The following is a 15421-nucleotide window of genomic DNA, read 5'->3' as shown; positions in this document are numbered from 1 at the left end:
AGCTGTCATGCCTACCTTGCACTTGGAAATGCACCCCGGCCGCACCCTGGAACAGAAGCGCGCCTTCGTCAGCGAAGTGACCAGAGTGACCGCGCAGACGCTGGCATGCCCACCGGAAAGCGTGGATATTCTGATCAGCGAAGTGCCACGCGACGCCTGGGCCAAAGCCGGCAAGTTGCTGGCGGACGCATGAAGACAGCCACCGGAGGATCGTCATGACCGAGCAAGGCTCGCCGTATCACGCGCATGCCTATTACCTCCCCGACACACGTGCGGCGGCCGAAGCCTTGCGGACTCGCCTGATCGACAACATGAAATCCGGCGAGATTCCCCAGCTGCTTTTTGTCGGCCAGCTCAAGGACCGCAAGGCCGGGCCGCATCCCATTCCCCAATTCGAGATGCATTTCACGAGGGAAGCCGTGCCCGTGATCGTCCGCCTGATCGAGGACTCCGGGCTGACCGCCTTGGTCCATCCACTCACGGACGATGACCTGGCGGACCACACCACCCTGGCCCGATGGATCGGGACACCGATCGAACTCGATCTGAGCACCCTCGATCCGCCGGGCAGGAACCAGGGCGTCGCGCGTTTCGCCAAGTCGGACTTTTGATCGAACTCGGGCGACGGCGAACGCGGCCACGCTCGTTCCGAAAGCTCAGAACTGGTAACCAACGCCAAGGCCGATGCCGTTCGAGCTGAGATGGATGACGTTGCCGTCTTCCCGGCTGCGTTCGTCCTGCCCGAGATAGCGATGGACGACGTAGGCGACTGCCCGCCAGTGCGGTGCGAAGTTGTATTCCAGGCCCACTTCCTCTTCCTCGTGGGTCTGTGCGAGCCGCACCTCGCCCCCTTCGGTGCGCAGGCTGTTGACCCAGGGCAGCCGTCCCAGCGTGACGTCTGCCGTGAGCTTCAGCGCGTCGGTCAATGGATAGCGCAAGTGCAGGCCCAGCGTGGGCACGGGAAGCTCCTGCACGTAGAAGTCCTCCTTCAACTCGTGACCGGTGCTGTCGGCGGCGATGCTGCCGTCGAGCCGGAAGTTGAGCATTACGTAGGTTGCGCCCACGCTGCCCCACAAGCGGCCGCCCTTGCCGAAGTCGGCCAGCCGGTGCCAGTACGACGCGTCGAACGCGACGAAATCCTGAAAACGGGTGATGGTGTCCAGGCGCCCGGGAGCGATGGTGGTGCCGTTGTAGTACGCCGGCCTGTCGATCAGCGTGTGGCCGTCCAGCCGGCTGGTGGAAAGCCCGAAGTGCAGCTCGCTGGCGTCGGAAAGCGGCTTCCAGGCGTCCAGCCTGATGGTCTGCATATGGTTGACGCCAAGCCCGTCGTGGATGGGCAGCTGCGTGCCCTCGATGGCGTTTTCCCGCACGCGGACCCAGCCACCGGGCGTCGCCTGTTCGGCGCGGACCGCCACGTGCCAGCTGTCGTCGTTTGCGTATGCAGGAAGGCTGATCAGTCCAGTTGTGCCGACCAGCAAGGCAGCGCTGCCCAGGATGGACCGCGGATAGGATTTCGTTCTGAACATGGCAGTGTGGCACGGGGTTGCAAGCCGCCTCGACCCGACATGGATGCCCTGAACCTGTGCCGCCAGTTTACTCTCGGGCCGAACCAGGGGGCAGCGAATTGCACACAACGCAAAAGCCGTTGCGCACGGGTGTTCTGCGTTCGCGCGCGGCGAGAAAAGCAGGGATCAGAGTGCACTTCCCCTCGACCGCCCAGGAAGGTCGACGCTGGCCCCGCTTTCGTCCCCCCGCTTTGAAAGCGTGGCGGGAACCCGTGAGTCGGGAAGCGGTGCGGCGCTGATTCCACAGCGTGGAATCCGCTTGACATGCAAGTATTCGCTTGCCTATATTTCATGCAACAAATCACTTGCATGTAGCCGTCCATGACCGAAAGCCGCGACACCGACTTGCTGTTCAGGGCCCTGTCCGATCCGAGCCGGCGCAAGTTGCTGGATCTGCTGCATGCGCATGACGGCCGCACGCTCAACGATCTGTGCGAGCACCTCGACATGTCGCGGCAGGGCGTGACGCAGCACCTGAATGTGCTGGAGGCGGCGAACCTTGTTGCCACTACATGGCGCGGGCGCGAAAAGCTGCACTTCCTCAATCCCGTGCCGCTGCAGGAAATCTACGAGCGCTGGATAGCCAAGTTTGAAAAGCCGCGCCTCAAGGCGCTGGGCGACCTGAAACGACGACTGGAGAAACCCCATGGCTAGATCGACCTTTGTGTACGTGACCTACATCCGCACCACCCCGGAGAAACTTTGGTCGGCCCTGACCGACGACGTGGAATTCATGAAGCAATACTGGTTCGGCGTTCATTGCGAAAGCCCATGGACCGCCGGGTCCGAATGGAAGATGGTTCAGGGTGATGGTCAGGTCTCCGACGCTGGCGAGATCGTCGAGGCGGATCCGCCGCGGCGCCTGGTGATCCGGTGGTGGCACAAGAGCAAACCCGAACTGGTGGCCGAAGGCGAGTCGCTCTGCACGATGGAGCTGGAGCCCAGTGGTGCGGCGGTCAAGCTTTCGATCATGCATACGATCGAGCGCGAACCCTCGAAACTCATCACCGCGGTGTCGGGCGGCTGGCCGAAGATCATCTCCAATCTGAAGTCTCTGCTGGAGACCGGCTCCGTCGCCCTGTCGGAGGCCTATCCGCCGAGATAAGGGGAGGCAGGAAATGGGTCGGGGTGAGGTTCACGTATCCTTCGGTTGGAAGTGAATCTGGCCCCGTTCGTTGCAGCTTCGAAGCGGGCCGCATGGGCCTGTCGATCTGGCGCGGCAAGTTCGATCACGGCACGGGCACCGCCACACTCGATGCGGTGGGGGCGGCAAGGCTATGAAAGTCACACTGCGCATCCAGGTCGAAGCAGTCCAGGACCAATGACCCATTCGAAACCGGCAAGGGCAGGGGTCGTTTTCGTCCCGCAGGAGGGGAGTGACAGGCATGAAAGATCGAGTTGCGGCTTTGGTCCTTTCGGCGATGGCTGCGGTGTTTCCGGCGCCGGGTTTTCCGGCCCCAGCGGCCTCATCGGCGCGTGGCGGCATGCCGCCGATCGCCCCGTCGTTCGCGACGTTCTGGGCGGCGGCGCATGACAAGCCGTTTCCCGAGCAGCAAGCACTCTGGAACAGGTACATCGAGGGCGCGCGAGGCGCTTTATCGTGTGGTCGTCTGGGAGAGCCGCGACACGCCCGACTGGCGGCGGCTGAAGGAACGACGGCGTGATGCCAGGTACGCATCTGACCTTGCCGCTGTTCGCGGAAGGGCTGGCAACCTACGTCAGCACGGTGGTGTCCCCAGGCTACACGGACGGCCAGTATCTGTTGCAGGATGATCTCGGCGCTTTGCCTGATTCGGGCATGCGGGCGACAGCGAAGCGCTTTCTCGCCGACTCGGACGGCATGACGATCGACCCGGTGCGGCATCGGACGTCAATGGCGTTCAGGCGCTGGTTCCAGGCTGGCCGGACACCGTTCCAGGCTGGTCTTCCGAACCGCGCCGGTTACTGGCTTGGGCTGCATGTCATACGGGTTCTGCGACGCAGCCGCTCCTTGCACGAGATTGCCGCATGGTCCCCCCTGGCAGGCGCAGGCGGAAACACGCGCCGCGTTGCGCCAGATTGCCAGCGGCCGCGAGGCCGGGTCGTAGAAAGCTGGATCGCGCTGGCGTCCTCGGAAAGTGGGGGCAGGGCGCACTTCATCACGGGCAATGCCCGTTGAGGCACGCCTGCCGGGAAACATCGACCCTGGGCTGAGCTCGATGAAGCGGTGACAACACAGACGCGCTGGGGCTGGTTCCGGACCCCGGTTTTGCACCTGCATGAAGCTAAGGTTCGCCAGGGAGCTCGACCAGCCGCGACTCGCATGGTGTGCCAGGCACGGCGCACAAATTCGACGAGCTGTCCGCTAGCCAGATCCTCGCTGACGAGGTGCCGTGGTAAATACCCCCAGCCGAGACCGGCCTTGAGCAAAACAGGAGTCAGAGTGCGCTTCCGCGGGCCTGCTGCTTTTGAAAGTCGACTCCGATTCCTGCTTTTTTTCCGCGCACCCCACTCCATCGCCGCGTCACGCCGCGGGGTAGTGCGAGTGCAGGCTCAGTGTTGCGCGGGTGCACGCGTGCCTTGCGACTCGGCCTGCGGTGCGCGAAAGCCGGCGGCAATCGGTCCGGCGCGGTTGAAGGCTTCGACCATGGCCGACGCGGGTATGGCGAGCTGGGTCTTCAGGTCCGTGACCTCGCCGGAGGCGGCTGCGGCAATGGTCGATGTGGCCACACCCTCGCTTGGCCCTTCGGAAATGAGCAGGAAGTCGAAGTCGCCGAAGGTCAGGTAGTAGCCGAGCAGCTTGCCGCCCGAAGCGGCGAACAACTTCCTCGACCTGTTTGGAGCGATCCTCCGGATGGCTCAGCAGTCCGCGCATCGCATCGGTGGTGAAGCGGCCCTGGGTGATGAAGGTAGGCATCGTCGTTCTCCGGTAGCGTGGGGGGGCTCCATGCTCCTCTGCGCCATCCGGCCGGTTTTGATGCAGACCAAAGAAACAAAAACCCGGGTCAGAGTGCGGCTATCGAAAGTAGCGTTCGATTCGAGCGCGGCTAGTTCGGGCTCTCGGGTCAAATGCCCGTGATCCCTGCCCATTTCGCGAGGCCATGGATGCCGTCCCCACGGTTGAGTAAGAGAGCACCAGCCCCTGATCATGGCGTCATACGTATCTGCTGGAAAACTCGGATCCGACTCTGCGTGAATTGACTGCTTCTGGCCGGCTCGGCCTGACGCCGATCGGGAATGCCGGTACGCCGATCATGATCGATTGGTTCGAGCGGTCAATTTCATCGGTGTGGACAGCCCGCCGCAAGGAATGCGAGAACAATCAGTGAAGCCAGCTTGATCGGCGACAGGAGTTGACCCTCCGCAGCTGGTTGGCAATCGAAATCATCGATGTCTATGGCGTATCAAGGAGGCCCTGGAGACGCGGGAACGCGTCGTGGACCAGGCGACCCCGGTGGATGTCGCCGGGGTCGTCGGGATGCCTGTCGCCGTGGTTCAGCCGCAGCGGTCGGTTGCGTCTGTGGTGCGAGGCCGCGCGGGCCGGTGCAACCACCGGCGCCGAGCGCGGTGCGAGACATATGGCGGTCAGCGATCGCCGTCATCTTTCTGCTGCTGGATCTTCTGCTCGGTACTCTGCTTCTGCTGGACCTGCTTTTCCGTGCCTTGGCTTTGCTGTTGCTGCATGGTCTGCTGTTGCGTGCCTTGCCGCATGCGGCCACCCGGACCCATGCCTGGACCCATGCCGCCACCGGGACCCATGCCCGCACCTCGCCGGGGTGGCATGTCGGGCAGTCTCATGCCACGTTCGGCAGCACGCTTCTGCATCTGTTCATGGTGCTGCTTTCGCAGCGCCTCACGCTCCTCGACAGTCTTCATGCTGCGCATCTGGTCGCGATACGCTCTGCGTTCGGCGGGAGTCATCAGCTGGGAGCCATAGATCTGGCTGCGATCCTTCAGCGTGGTCCGGTCCTGTGTGCGTAGCTGATCTCGCAGCATCATGCCGCCTCCTGGCCTGCCGACAGGTGTGGACTGGCCGCCGCGCTGGCCGCCGCCGCTCTGGTAGGCAAATGTCGACAGGGTGGCAAGCGGGCATAGAACAGAGATGCCGAACATGACAACGTATCTGATTCGCATGGGATTGGCCTCGCCTTTAGCTGCAGGGATGTCACCGGGGTGTGGCGACACCCGGAATGCTCGTTTCATCGGCGCCGACGCTTGTTGACCGAGATCAATAAGGGGACGGACGAAATTAATTGCGGATGAGCACGACTGACTCGCTCCTCAGTGCCGTCGCGCATTTTCTGCATGGCGTCGCTGTAACGCGCCCCTTGCTGGCTCATTCCATCCGCGTTTCGTCGATCACGACGACCGGTGCTACCGTTCCGCCATGGCCAAACCTGCCGCGGTGATCAAGTTCAAGACAAAGTTGTTGCGTCCCGCGACGCCCAGGGGCGCGGCGTGGACTTTCCTGGTGCTGCCCGCGGTCGCGAGCGCGAAGCTGCCGACGCGGAGCATGGTCACTGTCGAGGGCAGCTTTGAAGGCCAGCCCTTCCAGGTCACGCTCGAACCGGATGGCCGGGGCAGCCATTGGTTCAAGGTCGACAACGTCTTGCGCGAGTCCGCCGGCGTCTGCGCGGGCGACAGCGTCACGCTGGAGATCGCGCCGGTGGAGAAGGAGCCCGAACCCAGGGTGCCCGCCGACCTGCGCAAGGCGCTGGCGTCCAACGCGGACGCCAGGGCGACATGGGCCGACATCACGCCGGTGGCGCGACGCGACTGGATCCATTGGATCACCTCCGGCAAGAAGGCCGAGACGCGCGGCAAGCGCATCGTCACCGCTTGCGACAAGCTCGCGTGCGGCAAGCGCAATGCCTGCTGTTTCGATCGCTCCGGGATGTACAGCAAGGGCAGCATGGGCGCACCCGAAGCGGCGGAGTAGGGCAATCCGAACGGGATGAGTAAACCTGACCGCGGTTTTCGGAAGTGGTCGGGAGTCGACTCTGACTTCTGTTTTGCGTCCCGTTCGGGCGCTGCCACCGGCGCAGGCTAGACCACGGTCGCGGACGCCGCCTCGGCGGCCTGGCGACGGAACGCCGCGGGGCTGGTGCCATGCACGCGCTTGAACGCCTGTCCGAATGCCGCGCGCGAGGTGTAGCCGCAAGCCTCGCCGATCAACTCGATCGAACGCGGCGTCTCGCGCAGCAGCCGTGCGGCCAGGTCCATGCGCAGGGCGGTGACCACGTCCATCGGCGTGACCGGCGACAGCTCGGCGAAGTGCCGCGCAAAGCTGGCGCGCGACATGCGGCTGACCCCGGCCAGCCGTTCCAGGGTCCACGGCTCGGCCGGTGCGGCGATCACCGCAGCCAGCGCGGGCGCCACGCGGGCATCCATCAGCAGGGCGAGCAGGCCCTGTTGCAGATCGCCCTCGTCCATCAGCGTGCGCACCACCAGGGTGAACAGCGCGGCGGACAGGTGCGCGATCACCGCGTCGCCGCCGGGCGAGGCCTGCAGGCTCTCGTGGCGCATGGTGTGCATCAGCGCGTGCAGGCCGGCGTAATCGTCGCGGCCCTGCGTGTGCAGGTGCACCACCTCGGGCAGCGCCTCAAGCAAGAGGGCGTGGTGCTGGCCCAGCTCGAACGTGCCGCAGAGCACGTCGAAATCGCTGCGCGGCGCCGCACTCGTCACCTCGACGAGGCGGCCCAGCGGGCGACGCACCTCGGCAAACGTCAGCGTGGCGCCGTCGGCGTGACGCATGGTGTGCGCGGCGCCGCGCGGAAACAGCACCAGATCGCCAGCCACGAACGGGCGCCGCCCGCGGCCCACTTCGAGCACGCCCTCACCGGCCAGCACCACGTGGTACGGCACCTGGCCCCGCGGCGCTTCCGGGTGCGGCACCGACCACGCGCCAGCGAAGCGGCACAGCAGGTCCAAGCGTCCGCGCAGACCCATCGAGGCCACCAGCGCACTCAAGCTATCCATCGGTCACCTCTAGACGAACGAAACAACAATCGAGACGCGCGGAACACGACAACGGCGACGCGAGGCCCAGCATTGTCACCACCGGCCGATGCCCAAGGCAACGCCGGCTCTTTCTTCCACAGGAGTAACCGCCATGACCCGTTTGCACACCCTCGCCCATGACCAGGCCGACCAGGAAACCGCCGAGCTGTTCGACACCATCAAGCGCAGCATCGGCAAGCTGCCGAACGTCTATGCCACCATCGGCAGCAATGCGCCGGCCGTGCTCGCGCACGTGCTCGGCACCGGCGCCGCGCTGGCGAAGAGTTCCTTGTCAAAACGCGAGCAGGAAGCGATCAACCTCGCCGTGAGCGAAGCCACCGGCTGTGACTACTGCGTAGCCGCCCACACCATGACCGGCAAGCTGGCCGGCTACACGGCGGAGCAGGCGCGCGAACTGCGCACCGGCTCGTTCGTGCAGGATGCGCGCATCGACGCGCTGGTGAAGTTCGCCCTGCACCTGGTGCAGCAGCGCGGCACGCTGGACGCCGCCGCGGTCGACGCGCTGAAGGCCACCGGCTTCAACGATCGCCAGCTGGTGGAGATCCCGCTGGTGGTGAGCGCGATCCTGTTCACCAACATGGTCAACCGCATCAACGACACCACGCTGGATTTCCCGAAAGTGGCGTGAGCCAGTCCGCGACAGCAGGCGCCCGATGGGGCGGGAAGGGGGTTCACCGATCCCGTCCTGGTTTCGTTCCCCCATTCGGGTGGCGGCATGGCCAAAGGAACTTGCCGCCCGAGGATGTCCGGTGTCACATTGCGCAGGGCCGGACTGGCACTGACTGACAGGGGGTGTTGCGTGAAGCGTTTCCGTACCTTGCTTGTGATCGTCGCGATGATGGCAGTTGCCGCGCTGGTGCCGGCGGCCTTTGCCTCGCAGGACACGCCAAAGGCCCTCGACCGACCCGACATGAGCGGGCTGCACGATTTCGATTTCCTGGTTGGCGACTGGCGAGTGCACAGCCGCAAGTTGAAAGAACCCTTGTCTGGCCGCCAGGAATGGATCGAGTTCGAGGGCACGATCAGTTCGCGCCCGCTGATGGAAGGCCGGGCAAACGTGGACGACACGGTTTTCCACATGCCAGGCGGCATCTACCGGGGCGTGGCGCCGCGTGCCTACGATCCAAAGACCGGCCAATGGGCCATCTGGTGGATCGACGGCCGCAATCCGTTCGGCAACCTGGATCCCCCGGTGAAGGGACGCTTCGTGCACGGCGTCGGCACTTTCCATGCGGATGACACGCTCAGGGGAAAACCGATCAAGGTCCGCTTCATCTGGTCGGGAATAAGCCGCAACGCCGCCCACTGGGAGCAGGCATATTCGAATGATGGCGGAAAGACCTGGGAGACGAACTGGGTGCAGACGCTGGAGCGGGTGCGGTAAGCGAGGCAAGTAAGCACAAGGGATCAGGTTCATTTGATTTCGCTGCGTCGATGAACCTGCCCCTTTCTCGCCGACTTCGTGCTGGCCTGACCCGCCTGGGCGAGCGCGCCTGGAACACCTGGACTGGCGCGGCGTCTCTGACGCGTCGGCAAGCCCGTGCCCTTATTTGACCAAGGAAGAAGCCAAACAGGGAAACCATCCACGCCGGCGCGAGTGTCAGCATCACTGAACTCAAGCGCAATCCCAGCATCTCGATCGAGGCCGCCAACGGCGAAGTCGACATCTCGGCAATGTCGACTCTTCCCCCGCTTCACAACTATCGGCCAAGCATGGAGAGAACGTACTCATGCCGGCTTGCGCGCATCCATCGTCATCGTCGGCACTCCCATTCCTTGCCGCGCTGCCACCGTCCCTATCCAACTTGGAGAAAGCATGTTTGATCTTCGTGGAACACGTGTTCTGATCGCTGGCGGCTCGTCGGGTATTGGCCTGTCCACGGCCGAGCTGCTGGTCACGTGCGGCGCGGACGTCGTGATCAATGGACGCGACCCCGCCAAGCTGGATCAGGTCAAGGAGCGGCTCGGTCCGCAAGCATCCACCTGCGCGTTCGACGCCGGCAATGCCGAAGAACGACGTCGTGCGCTGGCCGGGATCGGCGCGTTCGATCACCTCGTGGTGGCCCTCAGCGGCGGCAAAGGCGCGGGGCCCATCGCAGGGCTCGCGCCGGCGGATTTGCGCTCCGGATTCGACGGGAAATTCTGGGTGCATTTCTCGCTGGCGCAGGAATCGCTTGGCTGCCTCGACCGGACAGGGTCGATTACCTTCGTCACGGCCATCTCGGCGCGGGCGGCCAATCCGGGTACGGCCGGCCTGGCTGCCATCAACGCGGCGATCGAGGGAATGGTCAGGCCGCTCGCGGTCGAGCTCCGGCCGCGGCGGGTCAACGCCGTGTCGCCAGGCGTGATCGATACGCCTTGGTGGAACCGGATGCAGCCGGACCAGAAGCAGGCGGCGTTCGCCAAATTTGCGGCGGCCACCCCGGCGGGACGCGTCGGTAGACCCGAGGACATCGCGCAATCCATCGTGTTCCTGATCGGCAATTCCTTCATGACGGGTTGCGTCCTGGAGTGCGACGGTGGCCTTCGCCTGGTTGGCCAGTCGCTCTAGCCAGAACGAACGGAGTCGAGGACGATTTTTCTAGGGCGTCGATCGGAGCGTTGGAAATTTTCCGGACACCTCACTCGGTCCGTTGATTTCCGGCGGCGGAATGATGTCCCTTTTCGACCGCCAGACAGGCCTCGGCGATCCGCGCCCCGGCTCGCTTCAGGCTCGCCTCGGACACCCCGGCATAGCTGAGTACCAGCGTGACATGATCGGGCGGCGTCCGGTGGAAGCGCTCGGCAGAACGGATGCGCACACCGCGCGCCAGTGCCTCGGCCATCAATGCCCCGATGGCACTGCGTGGCAACCGGGGCAAGTGCACGAGGAGCGATCCTCCTGCCACCGAGCCGGTCACCGCCATGGCGCTGCCGAGACGCACCTGCAGCGCGTCGTGCAAGGCTCGATGGCGGGGAGCCAGACGGTGTGCGATACGCCGCAGATCGCGCAGGTACTGGCCGCTGGCGATGCACGCGGCCAGCACGTGCTGCTGCATCGACATGCTGCCGCGATCGGCCAGCCACTTGACGGCCAGGAACCGCTCGCGCAGCGGGCGGGGCACCAGCATGTAGCCCAATTGCAGTGCAGGGAACATGGAGCGTGCAAAGCTGCTCACGTGGATCACCCGGCCGTGGCGGTCCAGCGACCACAGCGACGGGGAGGTACGCACGCCGAAGCGGTGTTCGCAATCGAAATCGTCCTCCACCAGGCATGCATCGTGCGCATAGGCCCATTGCAGGAGGGCCCTGCGCCGCTCCTCAGGCATGACCACGCCGGTCGGAAACTGGAAGGACGGGGCCACGTTGACCAGCCGCGCACCGTCCAGTGCCGCAGCATGGCGGTCGATGTCCATGCCGTGCGGGCCCACCTGGCATGGCACGATCCGCGCCCCCATCGCCTCGTAGGTATGGCGCACGCTCCAGTGGCAGGGTTCCTCCACGCCGACGCCATCGCCTTCGTCGAGCAGGATGCGGGCGATGAGGTCGCGTGCCTGCTGGGCGCCGCTGACGATCAGGATGTCGTCCGGATCGACCTCGATCGCCCGCTCGACGCTCAGGTAGCCGGCCACGGCCTCGCGTAGCTTGAGGGCACCTTGCAGTTCGGGGAAGTCGGGTGCATCGCGACGGCGCAGCAGCGCGATCAGGTTGTGCACCCAGGCCTTGAGGCTGCGCGGGTCGGACTTCACGCGAGGCTGCGCGAGATCGATCACCTCCCCGTCGGGCGCAGGCAGGTCCGCCTCGGCCAGGGCAGGCAGCGCGACCCGCCGCGCCAGGCGGGACAGCCGTGGATCTCCCGGCGCCTCGACCTGTTCCTCCACGAGCGTCTCGCGCGCGGACACGCCGGCGGGGCGCGCACTCACGAAGGTGCCGCTGCCCGAGCGCGAGTGCAGGTAGCCCTCGCTTTCCAGCTGGTCATAAGCCATCAATACGACCGTACGGGACACCCCCAGGGCGACGGACATCGAGCGGCTTCCGGGCAGGCGCGCACCCACCTGGAAGCGCTCCGAATCGATATCCCGCCGGATCGACCCGGCGATCTGGACATACATCGGTTCGTCGTTTGGCCGTCTGTTCGCCATCCATGCTCTCCGGAGCGGCTCGAAGTGGTTACATCGAAAAAGCCCGCGACCGGTCATTTACGGTCCCGCTCGCCCTGACGATGATCATGCCACGGCGTGCAGGCGCCGATGCGGCCAGACGATGCCGGAATGGCCGTTGCAGCGAACGTCATGGCGGGACTCGTGTGTTTCGGCAAGCCACTACCGACCAAGGAAACCTGAGGATGAAGCTCTTTACGTTGTCTGCGCGCAAGCTGGCGGTGTTGATGGGTTGCGTGGTGTGCTCGGGACTGGCCAGCGCCCACGGTGTCGACGATCACAGCGGCGATCCGGCCTACGCCAGGTACTACCACCAAGCGGTGAACTGGGGTGGCTGTCCGCCATCGCTGTTCACCGACGGCAGCACCATTCGATGCGCCCTGGTCACGGTGCCCGTGGACTGGGCCGATCCGGGTCGGGGCGACATCACCATCGGCATTTCCAAGCCACTCGACCCGTCGCCTCACTCCCGCCTGCTGCTGGTCAACGCTGGCGGCCCGGACAATTCGAGCGCTTCCATGGCGGAGATGCTCGAGCAGCTGCAGCCCCAAGTTCAAGTCGACCATATGGTGGTCGGCGTCGATCTGCGCGGCATCAGCGACGGAACCGGCACCCAGGTCAGCTGCGACTATGCACCACGCAGCGGCGCCGAGAATTTCATGGACGGCGACAGCCGCAATCCCACGGCCGAAAGCGTGCGATCAGCGCAGGATTGGTGGAATCGTTCGATCGGCGCCTGCCTGCGGCAGCATGCGACCTTCCTCAAAGGCATCACCACGCCCAACCACGCCCGTGATCTGAACCTGGTGCGTGCTGTCCTGGGCTTTCCTCGCGCCGATCTGTTCGGCGTCTCGAGCGGCAGCAGCCTCATGGCGTATGCCACCCGCATGTTTCCCGACCGGTTCGAGCGCGTGGTGCTGGACAGCAACATGAACTGGCTGCATCTGGACTGGCAGCGACAGGCGTTGAGCCGGATGTCGATGGATCAGCTGAATGTGCAGCAGGCGTTCATCCCGTTCATCGCGCGGCACGACGACCAGTTCCACATGGGCACGACGCCGCCGCAGGTGATGACGACGTTCCAGCGGATCTATCAGGCCACCTCGCAGCACCGCATGGGCAGCGTGACACCGGACCAGGCGCTGGGCTCGCTGGACGGCACCGGCATGTGGGTGTTCTGGGATCTCCTGGTGTCGCCGTCGCTGAGCGCCATGTCCCAGGCGCTGGATGGGGATCCGGCCCATATTGCCAATGCCGAGCAGATGGCCGCGATGACCTTTGCCGACCTGCGCAGCCAGTCCAGCTTCAACCCCATGGCCGATGTCCTGCAGTGCAACGACTCCGGCTCCACCGATCCGCGCAGCGTGGCGCGGAAGATCGCGGACGTCCGCACGTACTGGGCCATCGGCGCCTCCACCTTGGTGGACAAGTGCCAGCACTGGCCGTGGCAGCCGGCGCTCGACCGCAGGCTGGAATCGCGCACCAGGGTGCAGGCCCTGATGGTGCAGAACGAGTTCGATCCGTCCACGCCCTATTCGGAGGCGCTCGAGGATCGGCTGGAGAACGGCCCCGCCGCGCGGATGGTGCTGGTCAACAACGCCACCACCCACGGTGCCATGTTCGACGACAACGCCTGCACCACCAACGCCGAATTCGCCTATCTGAACCTGGGCGCCATGCCTGCCAGGGACGTGGTCTGCCAGGCCCAGCCGATGCACTCCTTCGCCATGCAGGACGCCGTGACCTATGAATACGGCTACCCGGCGGCGGGCTGGTGGTTGCCGCCGCCGCCGAACATCCATCAGGTGAGCTGGCTACTGGTCCCCTGAGCCTCTGTGCCTCGCGCGCAGGCGGGGCGGCCGGGGCCAGATTCTCTGGCCCCTTCCCGTCTCTGACAAAAAGCCGGCCGGCCCTGCGCAACATCGGCAGGAAGCGCGAGAAAAGGTGTCAGCGACGATTTATGTCGTCACCCCAGGTGTTCAAGTGTCACGGACACCATTCTTCATTCGACGGCAGCGCCGTCAACATGACGATCCGTTCGATGCGTGCGGTGAAGTGACGCCATCGCCCGCCTCGAGTCGTGTTGGATTCGGCCAGGAGCGCGCCTGCGTGCGCAGCCAATCTTCGGTCGTCCCGTCCGTCGCACACCTGCCGGGCGGCATCCTCTGTTTCGCGCTGTCCACGTACCTGCCGCTGCTATGGACCGAGTACCTGTTGCCGTGGCAGTTGTTCGACCTCAGCCATCTCGGCACCGCGACCGGCGCGCTCGTCGGCGTCCTCGTCTACGAATGCCTCGGCTACTTCTATCGCCGCGGCATGCACGCCTCGGACCTGCTGTGGCGTGGCCTGCACCAGATGCACCACAGCGCCGAGCGCATCGATGCCTGGAGCGCGTTCTGGTTCCACCCGTTCGACATGATCGGCTGGACAGTCATGTCGAGCCTTGCGCTGACGCTGGTGGTCGGCCTGTCCACGTCGGCGACGACGGCCGCCCTGCTTGTTTTCACGCTGCTGTCGATCTTCCAGTACACCAATGTAGGCACACCGCGCTGGCTGGGCTACATCGTCCAGCGTCCCGAGAGCCATTCCTGGCACCACGCGCGCGGGCGGCACCGCAACAACTATGCCGATGTGCCGCTGTTCGACATCCTGTTCGGTACCTTCGACAACCCGCATGACTTCGCCCCGGCGACGGGGTTCCACGACGGTGCCTCGTCGCGCATCGGCGACATGCTGCTGTTCCGCGAGGTCTCGGTGAATCCGCTCACGCACGAAAGTTCGCAGGACGCTCGGGCGTGAGTCATGAGCTGCCCGGCAGGGCGAGCAGTGACCATGGCGAAGAAACGATCCGGCGTGCTACCGATGACGTTGCCGCACTCGTTGTTGCCGATCGTGGCGGGTGGCGTTGCCGGAAGCGTCGCCACCGGCAACATGACGATCCGTTCCATGCATACGGTGACGCCGCCGACCGACTCGAGTTTTTGATGGATTCGACCGGAGCGCGCCGGCGCGCGCAGCCCATCTTCTGGACGGCCAAAAACAAGAAGGGGAAGCGCCTTGCGCTTCCCACCATCAATTTATAAAGCACAGGGGGGCTTGCGGCAAGGCCCTGCGCGGGATGCAGCATCGCCGGCCTGCCGCCATGGCAGGACACCGGAATGACGCAATGACAGATGCGCAGACGTACTACCACGGCACCAAGGCCGACCTGAACGTGGGTGACCTGATCGTGCCGGGCCATGCCTCCAACTTCGGCAAGCGCAGGCAGGCGTTGTTCATTTACCTGACCGCGACCCTGGACGCCGCCACCTGGGGCGCCGAGCTGGCCGTGGGGACAGGGCGGGGCCGGATCTACATCGTGGAGCCCACCGGGCCGATCGAGGACGATCCCAACCTGACGGACAAGAAATTCCCCGGCAACATCACCCGGTCGTATCGCTCCAGAAGTCCGTTCCGCGTCGTCGGCGAGGTGGCGGACTGGCAGGGTCATTCGCCGGAGCGGCTCAAGCAGATGCAAGATCGCATCGAAGAGCTCAGACAGCAGGGGGTCGAAGCCATCGAGGACTGAGCACGACCGTCGCCGGGTCAGGGGCGCATGGCCCGGGCTTCTTTCGATACCCCGGGCTTTTGTCCATCCGCCGTATGCCCTCCGGCAAAGGCTCGGGGTCGAAACAATATCGCGCACCGTTGTCGAAATCGGTTCTGCCTGTTCGTCGC

Annotated in this window: 18 protein-coding genes; 13 read left to right on the top strand and 5 right to left on the bottom strand. The window is 65.0% G+C overall.

Annotated elements, in window-relative coordinates:
* Positions 1–7: 7 nt before the first annotated feature.
* A complete protein-coding gene (locus ACFPME_RS01995; RefSeq protein WP_240046319.1) occupies positions 8–193 on the top strand; it encodes a 4-oxalocrotonate tautomerase in 186 nt (61 codons plus the stop codon).
* A gap of 22 nt (positions 194–215) precedes the next feature.
* Positions 216–611, top strand: coding sequence for a DOPA 4,5-dioxygenase family protein (locus ACFPME_RS01990; protein WP_377301491.1), 396 nt, complete (start codon positions 216–218; stop codon positions 609–611).
* Positions 612–656: 45 nt separating this feature from the next.
* Here ACFPME_RS01990 and ACFPME_RS01985 read toward each other — a convergent pair whose 3' ends face one another.
* Positions 657–1526, bottom strand: coding sequence for a hypothetical protein (locus tag ACFPME_RS01985; protein ID WP_377301489.1), 870 nt, complete (start codon positions 1524–1526; stop codon positions 657–659).
* Between the two features lie 360 nt (positions 1527–1886).
* Here ACFPME_RS01985 and ACFPME_RS01980 point away from each other — a divergent pair, with 360 nt between their 5' ends.
* The 3 genes from ACFPME_RS01980 to ACFPME_RS01970 all read left to right on the top strand — a co-directional run bounded on the left by ACFPME_RS01980 (position 1887) and on the right by ACFPME_RS01970 (position 3723).
* Positions 1887–2219 carry an ArsR/SmtB family transcription factor gene (locus ACFPME_RS01980; RefSeq protein WP_377301487.1) on the top strand — a complete coding sequence of 111 codons (333 nt, stop codon included), beginning with the start codon at positions 1887–1889 and terminating at the stop codon, positions 2217–2219.
* Positions 2212–2670, top strand: coding sequence for an SRPBCC family protein (locus ACFPME_RS01975; protein WP_377301485.1), 459 nt, complete (start codon positions 2212–2214; stop codon positions 2668–2670). The genes ACFPME_RS01980 and ACFPME_RS01975 overlap by 8 nt, the downstream gene beginning before the upstream one ends.
* 558 nt (positions 2671–3228) lie before the next feature.
* Positions 3229–3723, top strand: coding sequence for a hypothetical protein (locus ACFPME_RS01970; protein WP_377301483.1), 495 nt, complete (start codon positions 3229–3231; stop codon positions 3721–3723).
* Between the two features lie 374 nt (positions 3724–4097).
* On the opposite strand, the gene ACFPME_RS01965 is transcribed toward ACFPME_RS01970, so the two are convergent.
* Entirely contained in the window at positions 4098–4367 is a 270-nt protein-coding gene (locus ACFPME_RS01965; protein WP_377301481.1) for a GYD domain-containing protein, read from the bottom strand.
* Between the two features lie 762 nt (positions 4368–5129).
* Complete coding sequence (locus tag ACFPME_RS01960) at positions 5130–5657, bottom strand: hypothetical protein (RefSeq protein ID WP_377301479.1); 528 nt, start codon at positions 5655–5657, stop codon at positions 5130–5132.
* Between the two features lie 274 nt (positions 5658–5931).
* Between ACFPME_RS01960 and ACFPME_RS01955 the strand changes: the two genes are divergently transcribed.
* Positions 5932–6483, top strand: a complete 552-nt coding sequence (locus ACFPME_RS01955; RefSeq protein WP_377301477.1) for a YdeI/OmpD-associated family protein — start codon at positions 5932–5934, stop codon at positions 6481–6483.
* Positions 6484–6590: 107 nt separating this feature from the next.
* Here the strand turns inward: ACFPME_RS01955 and ACFPME_RS01950 are convergent, their stop codons facing one another.
* Entirely contained in the window at positions 6591–7523 is a 933-nt protein-coding gene (locus tag ACFPME_RS01950) for an AraC family transcriptional regulator (protein WP_377301475.1), read from the bottom strand.
* Positions 7524–7656: 133 nt separating this feature from the next.
* Between ACFPME_RS01950 and ACFPME_RS01945 the strand changes: the two genes are divergently transcribed.
* The 3 genes from ACFPME_RS01945 (at position 7657) to ACFPME_RS01935 (ending at position 10116) form a co-directional block, all read left to right on the top strand.
* Positions 7657–8193, top strand: coding sequence for a carboxymuconolactone decarboxylase family protein (locus tag ACFPME_RS01945; RefSeq protein ID WP_377301473.1), 537 nt, complete (start codon positions 7657–7659; stop codon positions 8191–8193).
* A 171-nt stretch (positions 8194–8364) separates the two neighbouring features.
* Positions 8365–8949, top strand: a complete 585-nt coding sequence (locus ACFPME_RS01940) for a DUF1579 family protein (RefSeq protein ID WP_377301471.1) — start codon at positions 8365–8367, stop codon at positions 8947–8949.
* Positions 8950–9381: 432 nt separating this feature from the next.
* On the top strand, positions 9382–10116 hold the full coding sequence (locus ACFPME_RS01935) for an SDR family oxidoreductase (RefSeq protein WP_377301469.1): 735 nt from the start codon (positions 9382–9384) through the stop codon (positions 10114–10116).
* 70 nt (positions 10117–10186) lie between these two features.
* On the opposite strand, the gene pdxR is transcribed toward ACFPME_RS01935, so the two are convergent.
* Positions 10187–11743: a MocR-like pyridoxine biosynthesis transcription factor PdxR gene (gene pdxR / locus ACFPME_RS01930; protein ID WP_377301467.1), complete on the bottom strand. Its 1557-nt coding sequence runs from the start codon at positions 11741–11743 to the stop codon at positions 10187–10189.
* 146 nt (positions 11744–11889) lie between these two features.
* Between pdxR and ACFPME_RS01925 the strand changes: the two genes are divergently transcribed.
* From ACFPME_RS01925 to arr, 4 genes are all read left to right on the top strand, one after another.
* Positions 11890–13533, top strand: coding sequence for an alpha/beta fold hydrolase (locus ACFPME_RS01925; RefSeq protein WP_377301465.1), 1644 nt, complete (start codon positions 11890–11892; stop codon positions 13531–13533).
* A 280-nt stretch (positions 13534–13813) separates the two neighbouring features.
* The gene (locus ACFPME_RS01920) at positions 13814–14503 is read left to right on the top strand and encodes a sterol desaturase family protein (protein ID WP_377301463.1); all 690 of its coding nucleotides are present in this window, start codon (positions 13814–13816) and stop codon (positions 14501–14503) included.
* A 33-nt stretch (positions 14504–14536) separates the two neighbouring features.
* The gene (locus ACFPME_RS01915; protein ID WP_377301461.1) at positions 14537–14689 is read left to right on the top strand and encodes a hypothetical protein; all 153 of its coding nucleotides are present in this window, start codon (positions 14537–14539) and stop codon (positions 14687–14689) included.
* 181 nt (positions 14690–14870) lie between these two features.
* Positions 14871–15272, top strand: a complete 402-nt coding sequence (gene arr / locus ACFPME_RS01910) for an NAD(+)--rifampin ADP-ribosyltransferase (protein WP_377301459.1) — start codon at positions 14871–14873, stop codon at positions 15270–15272.
* The last annotated feature ends 149 nt before the right edge of the window (positions 15273–15421 follow it).

Origin of the sequence: Rhodanobacter umsongensis, assembly GCF_042654965.1 — a bacterium.
Lineage (GTDB): Bacteria > Pseudomonadota > Gammaproteobacteria > Xanthomonadales > Rhodanobacteraceae > Rhodanobacter > Rhodanobacter umsongensis.
This window is presented reverse-complemented; position numbering and strand designations above follow the sequence as displayed.